At 32.7% G+C, this 19,450-nt stretch carries 16 protein-coding genes; 9 read left to right on the forward strand and 7 right to left on the reverse strand.

Going from position 1 to position 19,450, the window contains the following annotated elements:
* Positions 1-718 (forward strand): hypothetical protein (locus FLACOL7796_RS22545; protein WP_173973030.1); only part of this gene is annotated, 718 nt, incomplete at its 5' end.
* A gap of 84 nt (positions 719-802) precedes the next feature.
* Here the strand turns inward: FLACOL7796_RS22545 and FLACOL7796_RS22550 are convergent.
* Positions 803-1,324 carry a DUF7935 family protein gene (locus FLACOL7796_RS22550; RefSeq protein ID WP_173973031.1) on the reverse strand — a complete coding sequence of 174 codons (522 nt, stop codon included), beginning with the start codon at positions 1,322-1,324 and terminating at the stop codon, positions 803-805.
* A 125-nt stretch (positions 1,325-1,449) separates the two neighbouring features.
* On the opposite strand from FLACOL7796_RS22550, the gene FLACOL7796_RS22555 reads away from it, so the two are divergent.
* The gene (locus FLACOL7796_RS22555; RefSeq protein WP_173973032.1) at positions 1,450-2,217 is read left to right on the forward strand and encodes a sulfite exporter TauE/SafE family protein; all 768 of its coding nucleotides are present in this window, start codon (positions 1,450-1,452) and stop codon (positions 2,215-2,217) included.
* A gap of 267 nt (positions 2,218-2,484) precedes the next feature.
* Here FLACOL7796_RS22555 and FLACOL7796_RS22560 read toward each other — a convergent pair whose 3' ends face one another.
* Positions 2,485-5,208, reverse strand: a complete 2,724-nt coding sequence (locus tag FLACOL7796_RS22560; protein ID WP_173973033.1) for a T9SS type A sorting domain-containing protein — start codon at positions 5,206-5,208, stop codon at positions 2,485-2,487.
* Between the two features lie 240 nt (positions 5,209-5,448).
* Between FLACOL7796_RS22560 and FLACOL7796_RS22565 the strand changes: the two genes are divergently transcribed.
* From FLACOL7796_RS22565 to FLACOL7796_RS22575, 3 genes are all read left to right on the forward strand, one after another.
* Positions 5,449-7,785, forward strand: coding sequence for an ATP-dependent helicase (locus tag FLACOL7796_RS22565; protein WP_173973068.1), 2,337 nt, complete (start codon positions 5,449-5,451; stop codon positions 7,783-7,785).
* Positions 7,786-7,963: 178 nt separating this feature from the next.
* Positions 7,964-8,584, forward strand: a complete 621-nt coding sequence (locus FLACOL7796_RS22570; RefSeq protein WP_173973034.1) for an L-threonylcarbamoyladenylate synthase — start codon at positions 7,964-7,966, stop codon at positions 8,582-8,584.
* Positions 8,585-8,664: 80 nt separating this feature from the next.
* A complete protein-coding gene (locus FLACOL7796_RS22575; protein WP_173973035.1) occupies positions 8,665-9,702 on the forward strand; it encodes a carboxypeptidase-like regulatory domain-containing protein in 1,038 nt (345 codons plus the stop codon).
* A 229-nt stretch (positions 9,703-9,931) separates the two neighbouring features.
* Here FLACOL7796_RS22575 and FLACOL7796_RS22580 read toward each other — a convergent pair whose 3' ends face one another.
* Genes FLACOL7796_RS22580 through FLACOL7796_RS22590 form a run of 3 tightly spaced genes read right to left on the reverse strand, consistent with a single transcriptional unit; the run spans position 9,932 to position 12,288 of the window.
* Positions 9,932-10,765 (reverse strand): OmpA/MotB family protein, encoded by an 834-nt coding sequence (locus FLACOL7796_RS22580; protein ID WP_173973036.1) that lies wholly within the window; start codon positions 10,763-10,765, stop codon positions 9,932-9,934.
* Between the two features lie 34 nt (positions 10,766-10,799).
* On the reverse strand, positions 10,800-11,819 hold the full coding sequence (locus FLACOL7796_RS22585) for a glycosyltransferase family 2 protein (protein WP_173973037.1): 1,020 nt from the start codon (positions 11,817-11,819) through the stop codon (positions 10,800-10,802).
* Positions 11,820-11,841: 22 nt separating this feature from the next.
* On the reverse strand, positions 11,842-12,288 hold the full coding sequence (locus FLACOL7796_RS22590) for a type I restriction enzyme HsdR N-terminal domain-containing protein (RefSeq protein ID WP_173973038.1): 447 nt from the start codon (positions 12,286-12,288) through the stop codon (positions 11,842-11,844).
* Positions 12,289-12,359: 71 nt separating this feature from the next.
* On the opposite strand from FLACOL7796_RS22590, the gene holA reads away from it, so the two are divergent.
* The 3 genes from holA to ettA all read left to right on the forward strand — a co-directional run bounded on the left by holA (position 12,360) and on the right by ettA (position 15,387).
* The gene (gene holA / locus FLACOL7796_RS22595) at positions 12,360-13,364 is read left to right on the forward strand and encodes a DNA polymerase III subunit delta (protein WP_173973039.1); all 1,005 of its coding nucleotides are present in this window, start codon (positions 12,360-12,362) and stop codon (positions 13,362-13,364) included.
* A gap of 68 nt (positions 13,365-13,432) precedes the next feature.
* Positions 13,433-13,615 carry a CAL67264 family membrane protein gene (locus FLACOL7796_RS22600; RefSeq protein WP_035680915.1) on the forward strand — a complete coding sequence of 61 codons (183 nt, stop codon included), beginning with the start codon at positions 13,433-13,435 and terminating at the stop codon, positions 13,613-13,615.
* Between the two features lie 80 nt (positions 13,616-13,695).
* Positions 13,696-15,387 carry an energy-dependent translational throttle protein EttA gene (gene ettA, locus FLACOL7796_RS22605; RefSeq protein WP_173973041.1) on the forward strand — a complete coding sequence of 564 codons (1,692 nt, stop codon included), beginning with the start codon at positions 13,696-13,698 and terminating at the stop codon, positions 15,385-15,387.
* Positions 15,388-15,760: 373 nt separating this feature from the next.
* On the opposite strand, the gene FLACOL7796_RS22610 is transcribed toward ettA, so the two are convergent.
* Entirely contained in the window at positions 15,761-16,177 is a 417-nt protein-coding gene (locus FLACOL7796_RS22610) for a thiol-disulfide oxidoreductase DCC family protein (RefSeq protein ID WP_173973042.1), read from the reverse strand.
* Positions 16,178-16,495: 318 nt separating this feature from the next.
* Positions 16,496-18,661, reverse strand: coding sequence for an endonuclease MutS2 (locus FLACOL7796_RS22615; protein ID WP_173973043.1), 2,166 nt, complete (start codon positions 18,659-18,661; stop codon positions 16,496-16,498).
* 110 nt (positions 18,662-18,771) lie between these two features.
* On the opposite strand from FLACOL7796_RS22615, the gene ung reads away from it, so the two are divergent.
* A complete protein-coding gene (gene ung, locus FLACOL7796_RS22620; protein WP_173973044.1) occupies positions 18,772-19,443 on the forward strand; it encodes a uracil-DNA glycosylase in 672 nt (223 codons plus the stop codon).
* Positions 19,444-19,450 lie beyond the last annotated feature (7 nt).

Consider the following 19,450-nt stretch of genomic DNA (forward strand, 5'->3'; position numbering starts at 1 on the left):
AATTCTAATCCTTTTATTCTTTTTTACCTTAACTGCATTTAGTCAGGAAAATTTATGCAGGACTTTTATCTGGGATCAATCAGAAGTATTTCAGAAGAATGAATTGGATACATACAGCCGTTATGATTTTTCGAATGTATGGTATACTAACAACGATGTTTATGGCGTAATTGGTGATAATTACCAACGAATATTGATAAAGTTTATTTCGATTAAAAGAAACGAAAAAAATAAAACTGAATATGTTGTTCGGGGTAAATCAAGTGTGAAATCGAATGTTTGCGATTTTACGGGTACTATAACAATCGTAAAAGTTCAGGAACTTAAAAAAACGAAGTTTGGTATTGATGATGAATATAAAAATGTAGGTATAAAAAGCCAGGGATTACTGATCGCCAATTATAAGTTTACTGAAGATAAGAATCAAAAAGATGCAGGAGAATTTCGAGGTACCTTGCAGACCATATTTTATGTCGACAAAAATGATTTTATAAAGTACAATGATATCGAAAGCTATAAGGATAATTACTTTAATAACGCGTTTACAGGCAAATGGAAATCGAACAATTCCGGAAAAGAAAAAATATGCAATTGGGGAGATTACAGAGTTCCGAGTGTAAATTGCAATTTTGATATTGGCGCAGGCGAACTTAGTGTTGCTGAAAAATATCTAAAAAATGGATGGAATGTTAAGCCAAAACAGAAATGGTGGCAATAAAAAAGGTAAATGAAGAACTTGATTTTAGATTCTAGATTAACAAACGAATCTAAAATCTAAAATCAGAACTCTGCAATTAGAATTTTACCACAATTCAGATACTTCGTTTTTAATGTATCCTAAAGCAGCATTACTTGGCGATTGTTTCTCTAATAAATCATTCAGGATTACTTCACGTAATTTATCAGCGCTGTCAACGCGATCGCTCATAGCGGCCTTGCGTATAATTTGTATAGTTGAATTTTTAGCAGTTGTAATAATTGTCCAACATTCGTCAGACATATAAATTTGCTGCGTTAAATTATGTTCAAATTCTTGTTCGATCTGGTCGATTACGTAGTTTTCGTAATCATGTTTGTCGTTAGAAATAGGAGTAATTCGTATTAATAATTTAGTCAGATTGATACGTTCCAAAAATAAAGTCATTCGCTCGTATGCTTGCAAACGTATTGGTAATGATTGTTTCTGGTATTCTCTGTTTAATAAAAAGTTGCGTTTTTTATCGTTGTTTTTGATGTGTAATTCAAAAAAACTGTAAGCCACAAATCCGGTAACAATGGCTGGTAAAGTATAACTGGCTAATTCTATAATTCTTGTATAATCCATTTGGTTCAAATTTTCAACAAAAATATACTTTTTGAGGAGAAATCCGATTTAATTTTTATTGTAATAAATAAAATGGAAGTCTACTTTTGTATACTTGTTTTAAAACCTCCTGAAATACAATATTAATGGATTTATATATTATATTTTTTCTTTGTTTAGCGGCTTTTGCTGCCGGATTTATTGATGCAATTGTTGGAGGAGGAGGATTGATTCAGACCCCAATGGGATTGGTTTTATTGCCCAATTTACCGGTTTCTACAGTTATAGGAACTTTGAAAATTCCAGCTTTTAGCGGAACTGCTTTTGCTGCTTTTCAATACATGAAAAAAGTGGTGATTCAGTGGCGATTGCTTTTAATTATGATGTGTCTCGCGGTTCCGTCAGCTTTTTTAGGATCGACATTATTAACGATGGTAAGCAATGATTTTATGAAGCCGCTTTTGCTTGTGGTTTTGTCTTTATTGTTCATATATACTTATGCGAAAAAGAATTTTGGACAGCATGAAGCAAAAGATCATTCGGCTACAACGCTGGTAATTTACGCCGTAATTATAAGTATGATAGTTGGTTTTTACGACGGATTTATTGGTCCGGGAACGGGAAGTTTTTTTGTGGTTGCTTTTATAGCTCTTTTAGGTTTTGACTTTTTGCATGCTTCTGCAAATGCTAAAATGGTCAATTTGGCTACTAATTTTGGTTCGATTTGTTTGTTTATGATCAAAGGAAAAATCATCTGGTCAATTGCAATTCCTATGGCGATTAGCAACGGACTTGGTGGATGGCTGGGCGCAAAACTGGCCATTAATAAAGGAAATGGTTTTATTCGGATTTTCTTTTTGATTGTGGTTGTAGGAACGTTGATTCGGTTTGCTTACGACGTATTCTACAAATAGTTTTTTTTTGAACCACATAAGTTATTTAAGAAATTATAAGCGTATCTTCAATAAGATTTTTTTAAATCATATAAGATTATTAGCGTTTGTAAAGAAGAATTAAATGATATTCCTTACATGGTTCAAAATGTTTCTAAAAAAGCCAATTCTTCTAATCTAGCCCCGATAGAGGCGGTATCCTCGCAGTGAAACGGAGAGATATAGCCGAAAGCGGGAACTATCTTTCATGAAAAGCCTATTGTTCTGCTTCAAATTATAAATAGTTAATTAATTTTTAATGGTTTTTATGATTGCAACTTTATCTTCGGTGTGAATTTTTACAAAATACAATCCTGAATTTAAAGCAGTAAAATCAATTTTTACATTGTTGCTATTATAAGTATTACTCATTAAAAGTTGTCCTAATAAGTTGTAAACTTCTACTTTGTTTATTTCTTCGTTATTTGATATATTATAAAAGTCCTTAACGGGATTTGGGTGTGTTGTCAAGTTTGGTAAATCATATTTGTTAGTGCTCAGCGTTGTAGAATAAACGGTAATAGGTAGCCTGTAGCTGCTTTCTGTACCTTTGATAGTTTGTGACGCATAATATGTTGTTCCGTTTACCAGTGGGGTAGATAAAGGAAGTAAAGTTTCAGAAGCATCGCTTCCTTTTTTTGTAATAGTATTATTTATACCACAAGGACTTTGAGCGGCGTACCAATTTATATTAGTTCCTTCAATTTTAAGATCAGCCAAAGTTTGTCCGTTAGTAAAGGGCTGAAATATTTCGCCGGAAGGATTTGGATTTGAAGTTGTATTTGATGTTTTAAAACGAACAATGCCATTTTTGTTTACACCCGCAATTTTAGTTATATATCCATAAAACAACAAGTCTTCGCAATTTTGAATTTCAAAGTCGTTGGTGGTATTGTAATTTACGGTGTTTAGCAGTGTTCCTTCTGAGCTAAAAGTCAGTTTTGATGTTGATGCTGTTGAATTTGAGGATAAAAACAAATTAATCTGTCCATTTTCATAGTAATTAAAGTTATTAAAATTTCCTTTAGCAAAGGAATAAGTTGTAAATGAAGCATCTGTAGACCCGTCAGGATTTAATCTGGTTAATAAAAGGTTGTTGTTTATCGCTAATATTTTACCATCGCTAAGTTCTTTTATTCTATGCAGAATCAAATTACCTGATTTAAAAGAGGAATCTGTAGTTCCGTTCTCGTTTAATTTTAAAACAGGAAAATAAGTGTAGTCATAAGTATTCTGTAAAAAAGTAATTAAGACTTTATTATTTGATAAAGTGGAGATTTTTATTGGCTTATGAAAAAAACTAGCTTTGTAATTTGTGTCTACAGAACCATCGGAATTAAGCTGAATGACATTGTATGAGTAATAATTTCCTATCTTTTTCGTAAAAAAACCGCTTTCTCCTACAAGTAAAAATTTTCCATTATTTAAAATTTTTATATCTTTTATAACAGCCGTTCCGATATTATCAAAAGTATTATCGTAAGAATTGAAATTGAAACTATTATCAATACTTCCGTTGATATTTAATCTAATGATACTAGTGGATTTGTCATTTGCTGTAATACCGCCGTTGTGGAGTAAAATTATTTTGCCATCATTTTGCGGAATAATTACGTAATCATTTTGTGTGATTTCAGCATTTATTTTTACCGCGGGATCTAAAGTAAAAGTTGGGTCAAATTCTCCGTTTTGAGTAATTCGGCATATATTTCGGGCTGGTTTATCATTATAGCTAGAAAAATCTCCAGCTAATAAAATTTGTTGATCCAATAGTGTTTTTGCAGTAAATGGATAGGAGTTCTTACTGTTTTGATCGTCAAATAATAGATTTGGGCCCGAGTGCGGATTAAATGTTATATCAAAGCTTCCGTCTGTATTTATTCTATGAATTCTGGATCTTGTTATTCCTTCGCTATTTCTATAGTTACCAGATACGATTATCTTATCTCCCTGAAAAAACAATTTTCCATCTGAAAAGGATAAAGTAGCCAGGTTTGAATACTTAAAACTATTATCTGTTGTTCCGTCAGGATTTAAACGAATTAATTCGGGACCACTTTCTGCAAGAAGGATAATTTTATTGTCACTTTGCAGATATATTTTCTTTAGATTAGGAGTCTGACTGTCGAATTTTTTAAAAGATGTGTCTCTTGTGCCATCAGCATTCAAACGTATTATTTGATAAGAAAAAGTTTTACCATTCTCTTTAAAATTGCATCCAACGGCGATTACTTTTCCGTCAGGTTGTACTGCTATATCATTAATTATGCTATTATTTTCTGTTTCAAAACCATTGGTAACATATTTTTGCACCGGATCTATTGTGGTGTTTATTTTAAATGTTGGATCATTTTTTCCATTGGCAAGATAGCGGGATATATTAGTTCGGCTAGTGGCAAATGATCTTCCATCACTTAATAAAATGAATTTATTACCTCCTGATTGCAATTTATAAGTTGAATCGATGCTTCCGTCTGGATTTAAACGTATCATACCTCCCGTGAAAACATCATTTGTCATATCGAATACACCGTTAACAATGAGTTTTCCGTCATCCTGATAAATTACGTTTTTTATCTGTACAGGGGTAGAAGCATAATTTTTAAAAATAGTGGTAGGAAAAACTGAATTAAGTGTTCCGTTTGCATTGAATGCTCTTATTTGGCCACCTTCCTGAAGTGTTATAAATGCACCATCTGATTTGGCAAATATTTTAATGGTATATTCTGCAAAAGAATCTGTAGTATTGAACGTTCTCACAGGGCTTCCGTCAGGATTTAATAGCATTACATTATATCTGTTGCCAGTTTCAAAAACACTTAGTATTTTATTGTCAGTAAGAAGAATTGCGTCATAACCGATGTTTTGTTGGTATATTCCTGTATCCTTAATATTAAAGGTAGGATCAAGCTCAGGATTTTGAGCAAATAATTTAAAACTAATAAGAAAGAATAATAAGTAATTTTTTTTCATAAATTGGTTTTAGGAATTTAGTCAAAAATAGTTTTTTATTCCAATTAATCTTATGTTTTGTTAGCGTTTTTTTAAAGAATTTTATTAAAAAATTAACACATCCACACTTTATTGAAGATAGGAGATTAAATCAGGGAAAATTCTTTTTGAATAGGTATAATAAGTGGTTTAAAGTTGAGTCTATGTGTTAGTTTATTCATTGATAAATTCTTATTTTTGCATCATATGGAGAAGAATTTCATGCAAAAGTACATTGACCAGCTCAATGAGGCACAACGACAACCCGTTCTGAAAAAAGACGGGCCAATGATTATTATTGCTGGAGCGGGTTCTGGAAAAACCCGTGTTTTAACTATTAGAATTGCTTATTTGATGGCGCAGGGTATTGACGCTTTCAATATTTTGTCGCTTACTTTTACGAACAAAGCCGCTCGTGAAATGAAGCACAGGATTTCGGATATTGTGGGAGCATCTGAGGCGAAAAATCTTTGGATGGGAACTTTTCACTCGATCTTTGCCCGTATCCTTCGTGCAGAATCGGATCATTTGGGATATCCGTCGAATTTTACCATTTATGATTCTCAGGATTCGGCAAGGTTAATTTCTTCTATTATTAAGGAGATGCAGCTGGATCGTGATGTTTATAAACCAAAACAAATTTTAGGACGTATATCTAATTATAAAAATAGTTTGATTACGGTAAAAGCCTATTTTAATAATCCTGAATTGGTAGAAGCCGATGCAATGGCAAAAAGACCTCGTTTAGGAGAAATTTATCAGCAATACGTAGAGCGCTGTTTTAAGGCTGGAGCGATGGATTTTGATGATTTATTGTTGAAAACCAATGAATTATTGACTCGTTTTCCGGAGGTTTTAGCCAAATATCAGAATCGTTTCAGATATATTCTGGTTGATGAGTACCAGGATACAAACCACTCTCAGTATTTGATTGTTAGAGCGTTGTCAGATAAGTTTCAGAATATTTGTGTGGTAGGTGATGATGCGCAGAGTATTTATGCTTTCCGTGGGGCAAATATCAATAACATTCTGAATTTCCAGAAAGATTATGAAGGTGTAATCATGTTCCGTCTGGAGCAAAATTACCGTTCAACAAGAAATATTGTAGAAGCGGCAAATACCGTGATGGAACATAATAAAACGAAATTGGACAAAGTAGTTTGGACAGCGAATGATTTTGGTTCGAAAATTAAAATACATCGTAGTTTAACAGATGCTGAAGAAGGACGTTTTGTAGCAAGTACCATTTTTGAGCAAAAGATGCAAAATCAATTGCATAATGGTGCATTTGCGATTTTGTACCGTACCAATGCGCAATCGCGTGCAATGGAGGATGCGTTGAGGAAGCGTGATATTCCGTATCGAATTTATGGTGGATTATCGTTCTATCAGCGTAAGGAGATTAAGGATGTTTTGTGTTATTTACGTTTGGTAATTAACCCAAAAGATGAAGAAGCGCTGGTTCGTGTAATTAATTATCCGGCCCGTGGAATTGGCGATACAACGGTTGAAAAACTAACTATTGCTGCTAATCATTACAAACGCTCGATTTGGGAAGTAATGGTTAATATTGATAAAATTGACCTGAAATTAAACACCGGAACAAAGAATAAAATCAATGATTTTGTTACGATGATTCAGAGTTTTCAGGTAATTGATCAAAATCAGGATGCTTTTTATGTTACTGATTATGTAGCGAAGAAAACCGGTCTTGTTCAGGAATTAAAGAAAGATGCTACACCGGAAGGTATGGCAAAAATTCAGAATATCGAGGAGCTTTTAAATGGTTTAAAAGATTTTACCGAAGGACAAAAAGAAATTGATGGCGCAAGAGGAGCTTTGTCTGAATTTATGGAAGACGTAGCACTTGCGACTGATTTAGATAAAGATACATCTGATGAAGATCGTGTAGCTTTAATGACCATTCACCTTGCAAAAGGATTGGAGTTTCCTCACGTTTTTGTAGTAGGTATGGAGGAAGATTTGTTTCCGAGTGCAATGAGTATGAGTACCAGAAGCGAATTAGAAGAAGAACGTCGTTTATTTTATGTAGCTTTAACTCGCGCAGAGCATCATGCTTATTTAACTTACGCACAATCGCGTTACCGTTGGGGAAAACTAACAGATAGTGAACCATCGCGTTTTATTGAAGAAATCGACGGACAGTATTTAGAATATCTGACTCCGGCAGAAACGAATTATCGTTATAAATCGCCTATTGATGGGGATATCTTTGGAGATATTGATAAATCTAAATTGCGTTTGGCAAAACCAGTGGCATCAACACCGCCAAAACATGTTACTGACAATCAGCCAAAACCAGATCTTAATGTTCGTAAACTGAAACCAGTTGCAGGAACAAACCCTAATAGTGCTGCTCCTAATTTGTTTGATAATAAACTATCGATTGGAAATGTTGTAATGCACGAACGTTTCGGAAAAGGAGAAGTAGTGAATCTGGAAGGTGTGGGAGCTGATAAAAAAGCCGAAATAAGATTTGAAGTTGGAGGTCTTAAAAAACTTTTGCTTCGATTTGCAAAATTAGATGTGGTAGGGTAAATATAGGTTTCAAGTTTCAGGTTACTTGACTTTAAGTATAATTTTAACCGCAAAGCTCGCAAAGATTTACGCAAGGAACACAAAGCTTTGCGAAACTTTGCGTAAATCTTTGCGAGCTTTGCGGTTAGGTCACTTTACAATAAATCTGAAACAAAATAAACTTTAAACAAAAAAAAAAATGGCTGAGTTCATAAAAATATATCCAGATAAACCTAGTGAAGCTGCAATTGCCAAAGTGGTAAAAGTGCTTCAGAACGGAGGTTTAGTAATTTATCCAACAGATACCGTTTATGGTTTAGGTTGTGATATTACCAATTCGCGTGCTTTAGAAAAAATCGCAAAAATAAAAGGCGTGAAATTAGAGAAAGCGAATTTCTCGTTTATCTGTCATGATTTGAGTAATTTATCAGATTATGTACGTCAGATTGATACATCGACTTTTAAAATTTTAAAAAGAGCATTACCTGGTCCTTATACCTTTATTTTGCCGGGAAATAATAATTTACCAAAAGAGTTCAAAAAGAAAACAACTGTTGGTATTCGTGTACCGGATAATAATATTGCGCTAGAAATTGTTCGTCAATTAGGCAATCCAATTGTATCAACTTCTATTCGTGACGAAGATGATGTAATTGAATATACTACAGACCCGGAATTGATTTTCGAAAAATGGCAAAATCTTGTTGATCTAGTTATTGATGGCGGTTACGGTGATAATGTTGGTTCGACAATTATTGACTTGTCAGAAGGTGAACCGGTTGTTGTTAGGGAAGGAAAAGGAGATATAGGTATATTGTAAGAATAATTCAATACAATATCTTGGATATTAAAAAAAGGTTTGGTTAATTAGCTAATAATTAATCAAACCTTTTATTTTTTATGAAAAACCTTTACCTTTTTTTATTCTTATTTTTTTCTATTTCGATATTTTCCCAAGGCATTCTGAAAGGTAAAATCACAGGTAAAGATAATATTCCTTTAGAAGGAGTAAATGTTTATTTTGACGGAACTACTTTCGCAACCGTTTCAGATGCAAACGGCGATTACTCTATAAGATACGAACCTAATTCTAATAGTGTTTTGGTTGTAAGTTTTATGGGATATGAAAGAGAATATCTTAGCGGCTTAGATAATACTAAACCGTTGAACATTAAATTGACAGTTTCTAAAAATCAATTGAAAGAGGTTGTTATTAATAAAAAAGAGTTATTTACAAGAGCTCAGAAATTAAAGTTGTTTAGAGAATATTTTTTAGGCCAGACAAAAAATGCAAAATCAACTGTAATATATAACGAAGATGATATTCAGTTTAAATATGATAAAAAGAAATTAATCTTTACTGCTTCTTCTGATAAACCTTTGGTTGTCGTAAACAGTTCTTTAGGTTATAAAATTAACTATGAATTAGTTGGTTTTGAAATTGCATTTGATAAAGTAAGTATTAATTCTAAAGATGTAATAAATAACTTTTATCAGGGAGTAAGTCGTTTTGAGGAAGTTAACAATTCTGCAGAAAATTTAGCACGTAGAGAAAAAACATTTCAAGGTTCGCAAGTTCAATTTTTCAGGAATTTGGCAAATCGCGAATGGGGAGCAGATAAATTTTTATTATATAGTGATTCTCATAATATTGATCCAAATGCGCGTTTTACAATTAGTAAAAAAGACGATCTTGTAAAAGTAGAAATTCTTCCGCAGCCAAAAGTAGAAATTAAGAATGAAGAAAACATAAGCGATATAGTAGCTTCTTATAAAGTTATGTTCAATAATAGTGAATCATCAAAAATAGTTTTCCTTACAAACAATTTTTCAATATATAAGTACGGAAACAATTCTGATATCAATAATATACTTTTCTTAGGTAAGATTGCAGAAAAAAAAGTGGGTGATTTATTACCCTTAAATTACGGAATGTAATAAATAATAGCACCTATAATAGCTCACATGGGCTATTTGTAAAAAAAAACTTAAATGGTATAAAAGTTAAAAATAAATACCTAACTTTAGATTAGTTAAAATTTAGTTAGTTATTTAAGATAATGCTATTCTTAATTTATATTTAATTGGTTATTAAAAAAGTTAGGGATACATAAAAGCAGGTCAATTGACCTGCTTTTTCTGTTTAATAAAGTATGTAAAACGAGGATTATTTCGCTTGTTTTTTCATTTCTTTTTCAATCATATCATAGAATTGATCGATTTTTGGCATAACCACGATACGAGTTCTTCTGTTACGAGCTCTGTCATCCGGAGTATCATTAGCAACTAATGGTACGTAAGAACTTCTACCAGCTGCGATTAATTTAGCAGGATTAACTCCAAGATCGTTAGTTAATACACGTACAATAGATGTAGAACGTTTAACACTTAAATCCCAGTTGTCTAACAAAATTCCGTTGCTTTTGTAAGGAACGTTATCTGTGTGACCTTCAACCATACATTCGAAATCTGGTTTGTCATTTACTACTTTTGCAACTTTAGCTAAAACACCTTTAGCTTTATCAGTTACATCATAGCTACCGCTTTTAAATAATAATTTGTCTGCGATAGAAATAAATACAACTCCTTTTTCTACGTTGATTTCGATATCCGGATCATTAATTCCAACAGCACCTTTTAAGCTTGTTACTAAAGCTAAAGTTACACTGTCTTTTTTAGTTAATGCATCCTGAAGTCTAGATATTTTTAAATCTTTCTCTTTTAAACTTTCTAGAGATTTCTCAAGATTTTCAGCTCCTTTAGTTGTTAAAACTGTTAAGTCTTTAGATGTGCTTATTAAATCTTGATTATGTTGTTTATAGCTTTCTGCTGTAGCTGCTAACCCTGCTTTTTCCTCTAAACAAGCATTTAGTTTTACGGTGCAAGAGTTTAATAAATCTTGGGTTTCTTTGTTCTTAGCTTCTAACGCTGCGTATTGCTTTTTCGATACACACGAAGTTAAGGCCATTAATACTGATAGTGCAATTACTATTTTTCTCATAGGTATTATATTTAATTAAACGTTGATTACAAATTTAGTTCTTAATATTTTGATTACTGTTAAAGATTTCTTTAAATACGGTCAGTTTCTTTATGTAATACAAGAAAACGATACTTTTTACAGTATAGTATTGCTGTATCTGAAAATCTTTTCTCTTTCGCAAATAACTTAAAGATATGCAATAAAATGAAAAATGTGCTTTCAAAATAGCAAAAGTATGCTGAAATTTTCCTTGTGTAAGAAAACGGGTACCAGCAATACCATCTAAAACCATTCTGAAGAAAATGACAAAAAACAAACCTTTTTTAGGTAAATTTTTAACAAGCATTAATAATGAATTTCTAAAATTCAGATAGGTTTTTTTAGGATTTCCTTGTTGTAAAGTGGCGCCTCCAACATGATAAACAACAGATCCTGAATTGTATTTTATGATATGCCCTTCATTTGCAGCACGCCAGCATAAATCAATTTCTTCCTGATGCGCAAAGAAGGTTTCGTCAAACCCCCCCAGATCATGATAGACTTCGCTTCTTATAAAAAAGCAAGCTCCTGAAGCCCAGAATAATTCACAATTATCATCATACTGACCATTATCTTTTTCGATAGTTTCAAAAATACGGCCACGACAAAACGGAAAACCATATTTATCAATAAAACCTCCGGCACCGCCTGCATATTCAAAATATTCCTTATTCTTAAAATCAAGAATCTTAGGCTGAATTACAGCGGTTTGTTTTTCTTTATCGAAAGTTTCAATGATAGGGTTTAGCCACTTTTCGGTTACCTCGATATCTGAATTTACTAAAGCATAAATTTCAGCATCAATATGTTGCAATGCATCATTATAACCTTTTGCAAAGCCATGATTACCGCTGTTTACGACTATTTTAACCGAGGGAAAATTTTGTTTGATAAAATTTATAGAATCGTCTGTCGAAGCATTATCAGCGACATATATTTGGGCACATTCCGAAAATTGAACAACAGAGGGTAAAAACTGCTCTAACAATTTTACGCCGTTCCAATTTAAAATGACAACTGCAATTTTATCCAAAAGTAATTTTATTTAATATTATTTATTCTTTATAATCCGGCAAACTTCTTAAAAACTGATATTTTTCGTTCTCAAAATCCATTTGACAATAAAAATGATTCAGACCGTTTGTGACATTCAAAAACCGTGCCTTCATTGTCATGTTATAACGGGCAATTTGATCAAAAGTTGCCTGAGAAATTTTTACACCAGGCGCTTTACACTCTACTAATATATGTATAGAACCATCCGGATTAAAGACAACAACATCGTATCTTTTTCTTAATCCGTTGACTGTTAAAACTTTCTCAACATTGATTAAAGATTTGGGGTATTTTTTTTCATCAATTAAATAATGAACCACATGCTGACGAACCCATTCTTCTGGAGTAAGAATGATAAATTTTTTCCTGATTTCATCGAAAATAGACACTTTATTTTCGCTATTTTTGAATCGGAAAGTATAAGAAGGAAAATTTAATTGCTGCATAGCGCAAAAATATAAAATAGTTTTAGGTTTCAGGTATATCTTGAAACTTTAAACTAGAAACAAAGAATTGAATGGACGAAGTTGTAAAAATTGTTAACGATATTAAAGCCGGAAATATAAAGCCTATTTATTTTTTAATGGGCGAGGAGCCTTATTATATTGATAAATTGTCTGAGTATATTGAGCAGAATATCCTTTCGGAAGAAGAAAAAGGATTCAATCAAACGGTTTTATATGGTAGGGATGTTTCTGTAGATGAGATTGTTTCAACGGCCAAGCGCTATCCTATGATGGCTGATCGTCAGGTTGTTATTGTAAAAGAAGCTCAGGAATTATCCAGAACAATTGATAAAATCGAGTCTTACGTAAATAATCCTATGGAAACTACGGTTCTCGTTTTTTGTTATAAATACAAAACACTTGACAAACGTAAAAAAGTCACTAAACTACTGGCTCAAAACGGAATTGTTTACGAAAGTAAAAAACTGTACGAAAATCAGGTTGGCGACTGGATAAAACGTGTTCTTGCCGGAAAAAAATACACCATAGATCCAAAAGCAAATGCTATGTTGGTGGAGTTTTTAGGTACAGATTTAAGTAAAATCAACAATGAACTAGAGAAATTACAGATCATTTTACCGCAAGGAACTGTAATTACACCACAACATATCGAAGAAAATATTGGTTTTAGTAAAGATTACAATGTTTTCGAACTTCGAAAAGCAATAGGCGAACGTAATCAGCTTAAAGCTTATAAAATCGCTGAGAATTTTGCTCATAATCCTAAAGAATATCCATTGGTAATGACAACAGGATTGGTTTTCGGATTTTTCATTCAGCTTTTAAAATACCACGGACTTAAAGATAAAAATCCTAAAAATGTGGCCACAGCAATTGGTGTAAATCCTTATTTCTTAAAAGAATACGATTTGGCGATAAAGAATTATCCAATGCGAAAAGTGAGTCAGATCGTAGGAGCATTGCGCGATGTAGATATTAAAAGTAAAGGTGTAGGAGCCAATGCTTTACCTCAAGGAGATTTATTAAAAGAAATGCTGTATAAAATATTTAATTAAGCCGTGAAAATTCACGATATTTGCATCTCTAAAAAAAATACTACTTTTAAAATAATAATTACACAATTATGGGAATGAATAAAAATACCGTTTTAGGATGGGCTACATTTATAATGGTACTTATGGGATTGTTACTTATAGGTCTTGGAGCTTTTAGATACAGAGACGTCTCTGGCTGGGGGTTTGTAGCTGTTGGAGTTGGTTTTTTTGCTAATGCCTGGGTTTTTAATGCATTAAAAGGAAGAGTTTAATTCTATTCAATATCAGTTGCAAAAAATCAATTGCAATAAAAAAATAAATATTTAAGATATATAAATATAAAAAATAAAAAATGTCAGACGATAAGAAAGTAATTTTCTCAATGCAGAAATTGAGTAAGACCTATCAGGGAGCAGACAAACCAGTGCTTAAAAATATTTACCTGAGTTTCTTTTACGGTGCTAAAATTGGTATTTTAGGACTTAACGGATCAGGAAAATCTTCTCTTTTAAAAATTATTGCAGGAGTTGATAAAAATTATCAGGGAGATGTTGTTTTTCAACCTGGTTATACTGTAGGTTATTTAGAGCAAGAGCCAATTCTTGATGACTCTAAAACTGTTATCGAAATTGTTCGTGAAGGAGCTGCAGAAACTATGGCTGTTCTTGAAGAGTACAATCAAATCAATGATTTATTCGGTCTTGAAGAGAACTACTCAGATCCAGATAAAATGGATAAATTGATGGATCGTCAAGCAGCTTTACAAGACAAAATTGATGCTCTTGGTGCTTGGGAAATCGACACCAAATTAGAAATTGCAATGGATGCTTTACGTACACCAGAAGGTGATACGCCTATCAAAAACCTTTCAGGAGGAGAGCGTCGTCGTGTAGCATTATGTCGTTTGTTATTGCAACAACCAGATGTATTGCTTCTGGATGAGCCTACCAACCACCTTGATGCTGAGTCAGTTCTTTGGTTAGAGCAACACTTAGCACAATACGCAGGAACTGTTATTGCTGTAACGCACGATAGATATTTCCTTGATAATGTGGCTGGTTGGATTCTTGAACTAGATAGAGGAGAAGGTATTCCTTGGAAAGGAAATTATTCTTCTTGGTTAGATCAAAAATCTAGTCGTATGGCACAAGAAGAAAAAGTTGCCTCAAAGCGTAGAAAAACTTTAGAGCGTGAGCTAGAGTGGGTACGTCAGGGAGCAAAAGGTCGTCAAACAAAACAAAAAGCGCGTTTACAGAATTACGATAAATTATTGAACGAAGACCAAAAACAATTGGATGAAAACCTGGAAATCTACATTCCGAATGGTCCACGTTTAGGTACAAATGTTATTGAAGCTAAAAATGTCGCCAAAGCTTTTGGTGATAAATTATTATATGATAATTTGAATTTTACTTTACCACAAGCGGGTATTGTTGGAATTATCGGACCAAACGGTGCTGGTAAATCTACCATTTTCAAGATGATTATGGGAGAACAGGCTACAGATAGCGGAGAATTTTCAGTTGGTGAAACAGTGAAAATCGCTTATGTAGATCAGTCACATTCTAACATTGACCCGAATAAATCTATTTGGGAAAACTTTGCCGACGGTCAGGAATTGGTTATGATGGGCGGAAAGCAAGTAAATTCAAGAGCTTATTTATCTCGTTTCAACTTTGGAGGAGGAGAGCAAAATAAAAAAGTATCGATGTTATCTGGTGGAGAGCGTAACCGTTTGCACTTAGCGATGACCTTAAAAGAAGAAGGAAACGTACTTTTATTAGATGAGCCTACGAATGATTTAGATGTAAATACACTTCGTGCACTTGAAGAAGGTTTAGAGAATTTCGCAGGTTGTGCTGTAATTATTTCGCACGACAGATGGTTCTTAGACAGAATCTGTACGCATATTCTAGCTTTCGAAGGAGATTCTGAAGTATATTTCTTTGAAGGAAGTTTCTCTGATTACGAAGAAAATAAAAAGAAACGTCTTGGTGGTGATTTAACTCCAAAACGTTTGAAATACAGAAAGTTGATTAGATAATAATCTAATAAATTTTAAAATAAAAAAATCCCAAATTCCAATTATTGTGAATTTGGGATTTTTTGTTTATTTCAAGATTTATTATTTCTAAATCGATTATAAGAATGTTTTTTTTCAGGAGCTAATCCCGCTATCCGTTCCAATCTTTTGTGGTGAACCCCACCACAAAAGGATTTCCTCTTCTATCGGGGCTAGGAGAATCATTTTTCATAATAATGTTTTCGTGTAGCTTGTCATTTAGAGGAAGCAGAAATCGTACTAGGAATTTCTCTAGCCAAATTGCCAATCTTTGTGGAGTTACGCGTGTGATCCCTCGTCCCTCGGGATGACAATATTCTGTCAAATTGGAATTTGGAATTTCAAATATTGGAATTTAAATAAACTTCGCCTTCAACTCCGGAGTAGGAATCATACAGCTTTCTTTTTTGCCGTACCATTTGTAACGGTTTTTGGCAATATAATCGTAAATATAATTTCGAAGTTTTTCTGGGAAAATTTTAAAAATAGAAGCAAGGCTATAAAATCCACCTAAATCTTCTCCAATTTTCAAAACTGCCGAAGATTTATAATAATAAGCAACGCCGGGATGGTATAAAATAATACTATCAATTTTGGTTTGATCGACACCTATATAATTACAAATTTCTTTTCCCAAATCTGATTGCAAGGCTACAAATCTAAAAATATCTTTTTTGTCATGTTTAATAATAAACTGAACTGCGCCGTTGCATAAATTGCAAACACCGTCAAAGAGAATTATTTTTTTATTTTGTGGAAGACTGTCCTGCATTTGGAAAAGTTTCAAGTTTAAGGTTTCAAGTTGGTAAGCTTTGTCAAAGCTTTAAACTTTGACAGAGCTATGTCTAGTTTGTGATTTCTCGTTCTTCGAAATGATAAAAAATGATTATCAATTTTTATTATTAAAAAGCAATATTTAATAATTTTTATAAATCAAAAACAGCTTTCATAAATTATTTTTAATCGATTTTTATAAAATATCCATCTTCTTAATCGTCTTTTGAAAAATCTTCCTTCAAATCGCTTTATTTTAATTTTCGATGAAATTTAAGTTTTTTTATAACTGAAAACTGCCACTACGACTAAAAACTTATTTCTTAGCAGCTTCAACTAATTCCAATTCATCCAAACTTACTTTCGAAGTAAAGATTCCGTAATTTACAGTCGCTTTGTTTTTTTCGATCGAATCGATACTTCCAACAGATCTTCCGTCGAGCATTCTAACTCGGTCTCCAACTTTTAAAATTGGTTTTGGTTTTTCGATAACCGGTTTGAGTTTCTTTTCTTTTTTCTCTTTTCGAATTTCTTCAACCTGAACCGTAACTTCTGCTATAACTTCTTTTTTCTTTTCGATTATAGCTTTGGTTTCTTTTGGAGTGGCTTTTTTGCGTTTTGAATTTTCAATTTCAATAATTTTCAAAAATTCCCCAATCAGTTCTTTTTTATTTTTATTGTTGAAATATTTCTCTGAGATATCTTCAATTTTCTGACCAATGTAAATTGTCTTTTGATTACTATCATATAATTCCTGATAGCTTTCTAATTTCTGTTTGATTTTCACATTGATGTTTTCCATCTTCTTGCTTTCCTCGCGTGCGCGGGTTTCTTCTTCTTTTAAATTGATAGAAGTTTTTTCAAGTTTAGATCTTTCTTTTTGAAGCGTTGCAATAGTTTTATCAAAACGAACTTTTCCAACTTCAATTTTCTTCTTCGCACGATTGATCAATCCAAACGGAATTCCGTTTTTTAAGGCAACCTCAAAAGTAAACGAACTTCCGGCCTGACCCAAAGCTAATTTATACATTGGTTCAAGCGATTTTTCGTCGAACATCATATTCGCATTTGTAGCAAAAGGTAATTCGTTTGCCAGAATTTTCAAATTAGAATAATGCGTTGTAATAATTCCGAAAGCTTCACGATGGTAAAATTCTTCCAGGAAAATTTCAGCCAAAGCACCACCTAATTCAGGATCTGAACCTGTACCAAATTCATCAATTAAAAACATGGTTTTCTTGTTGCATTTCTTCAGGAAATAATTCATGTTTTTTAATCGGTAACTATAAGTACTTAAGTGATTTTCAATAGATTGATTGTCTCCAATGTCAGTTAAAATTCTATCGAATAAGAATGTTTCACTACGTTCGTGAACCGGAATCAACATACCAGATTGTAACATCAATTGTAGTAAACCAACTGTTTTAAGCGAAATTGTTTTTCCTCCGGCGTTTGGTCCTGAAATTACAATGATTCGGTTATCTTGTTTTAATTCAATAGTTTGCGGATGCGTAACTTCGTTTTTCTGTTTGTTGTTTAAATACAAAATAGGATGATACGCTTCTCTAAAAAACAATCTTCGTTCTTCGGTAATTGTTGGCAAAATTCCATTAATTCTGTTGGCGTATTTTGCTTTTCCGGCAACAACATCAATGTCACTCAAAAAATCCTGATACTCAATTAATAAAGGTAAGAATGGGCGAATTTCATTTGATAATTGCTTTAGAATTCGCGTAATTTCTTCTTTTTCTTCGTATTCTAAATTGGCCAATTCTCTTGAATATTGCAACGTAGCTTCAGGTTCAATATAAGCGATACTTCCAGTCTTGGAAGTTCCTAAAATAGAGCCTTTTACTTTTCGGCGATACATTGCTAAAACGGCTAAAACTCTACGGTTCTGCACAAAACTTTCTTTGATATCATCTAAATATCCAAGACTATTATTATGAGAAAGCGCAACGCCAAAACTTTGGTTTACTTTACCGCGTACTATGTTCATATTCTGGCGAATACTTAATAAACCTGGCGAAGCATTATCTTTAATTTCTCCGTATTTGTCTACAATAGCATCAATTAAAGTAACAATATCTTTGGTGTATTCTACTTGTGAAGCTCTTGCATTTAAATGTGGATAATAATCATCAAATTTTCTTAGGAAATTCAGTAAGAAATTTGATGTAGACGAAAGTGTTGCTATTTTTCTAAAACTTCCTACTTCCAGGAAACTGTCTTCGATGGCGAGAAATTTAATTTCGTGCGTTATGGCGTCAAATCCGTGATTGGGAATTGCGTTATTATTTTCAAAAGACGACACGTACTCAGATGTTTGCATTAAAGCCTGCATCAAAGTTTCTTTGTCTCTAAATGGTGTTATTTTTAAAGCTTTTTCTTTTCCTATATCTGTATTACAGCCAGCCGAAATAGTTTCGAGTACTGTTGGAAATTGTAAATCTTGTAATGTTTTTTCGGTAATGGATATCATTTATATCGTAAGTTGTAAAGGTTCAAAGTTACAAAGTTTTACAACGAAATAGCACTATTAATTAGTACTTTGAAAAAAACTTTGCGTAATTTGTATTAAAATCTATTTGAATGAAAATTAATCTTTCTGCAGACTGGCAAGCTGTTCTGGCAAACGAAATTGAAAAACCTTATTTTAACACATTGCTTTTGTCATTAGAAGACGAATGTAAAAATCATATTTGTTATCCGTCTTTAGATTTAGTCTTTTCAGCGTTTAATCATTGTTCTTTCAATAATGTAAAAGTAGTTATTATTGGTCAGGACCCTTATCATGGTGAAGGAGAGGCTAATGGATTAAGTTTCTCAGTTAATGATAATGTAAAAATACCACCTTCTTTGCGTAATATTTTCAGAGAAATAAATACTGATCTTGATGCTGTTTTTATGCCGACTTCAGGTAATTTAGAAAAATGGGCAAATCAGGGCGTTTTACTTTTAAATGCTTCGTTGACAGTTCGAAAAGATACTCCAAATAGTCATAAACATCTCAAATGGAATTTGTTTACAGATGCGGTTATTCAGGCTATTTCTGATCAAAAAGAAAATGTTGTTTTTCTGTTATGGGGAAGTTTTGCCCAGAAAAAAGGATCGAAAATTGATCGTTCTAAACATCATGTTTTAGAATCCGGGCATCCATCGCCAATGAGCGCTAATCAGGGAAAATGGTTCGGGAACAAACATTTTAGCAAAACGAATGAATTTTTGAATTCTAAAGGAATCAAAGAAATTGAGTGGTTTTAGAATACAA

The organism is Flavobacterium bizetiae (assembly GCF_902804475.1).
Classification (GTDB): Bacteria; Bacteroidota; Bacteroidia; order Flavobacteriales; family Flavobacteriaceae; genus Flavobacterium; species Flavobacterium bizetiae.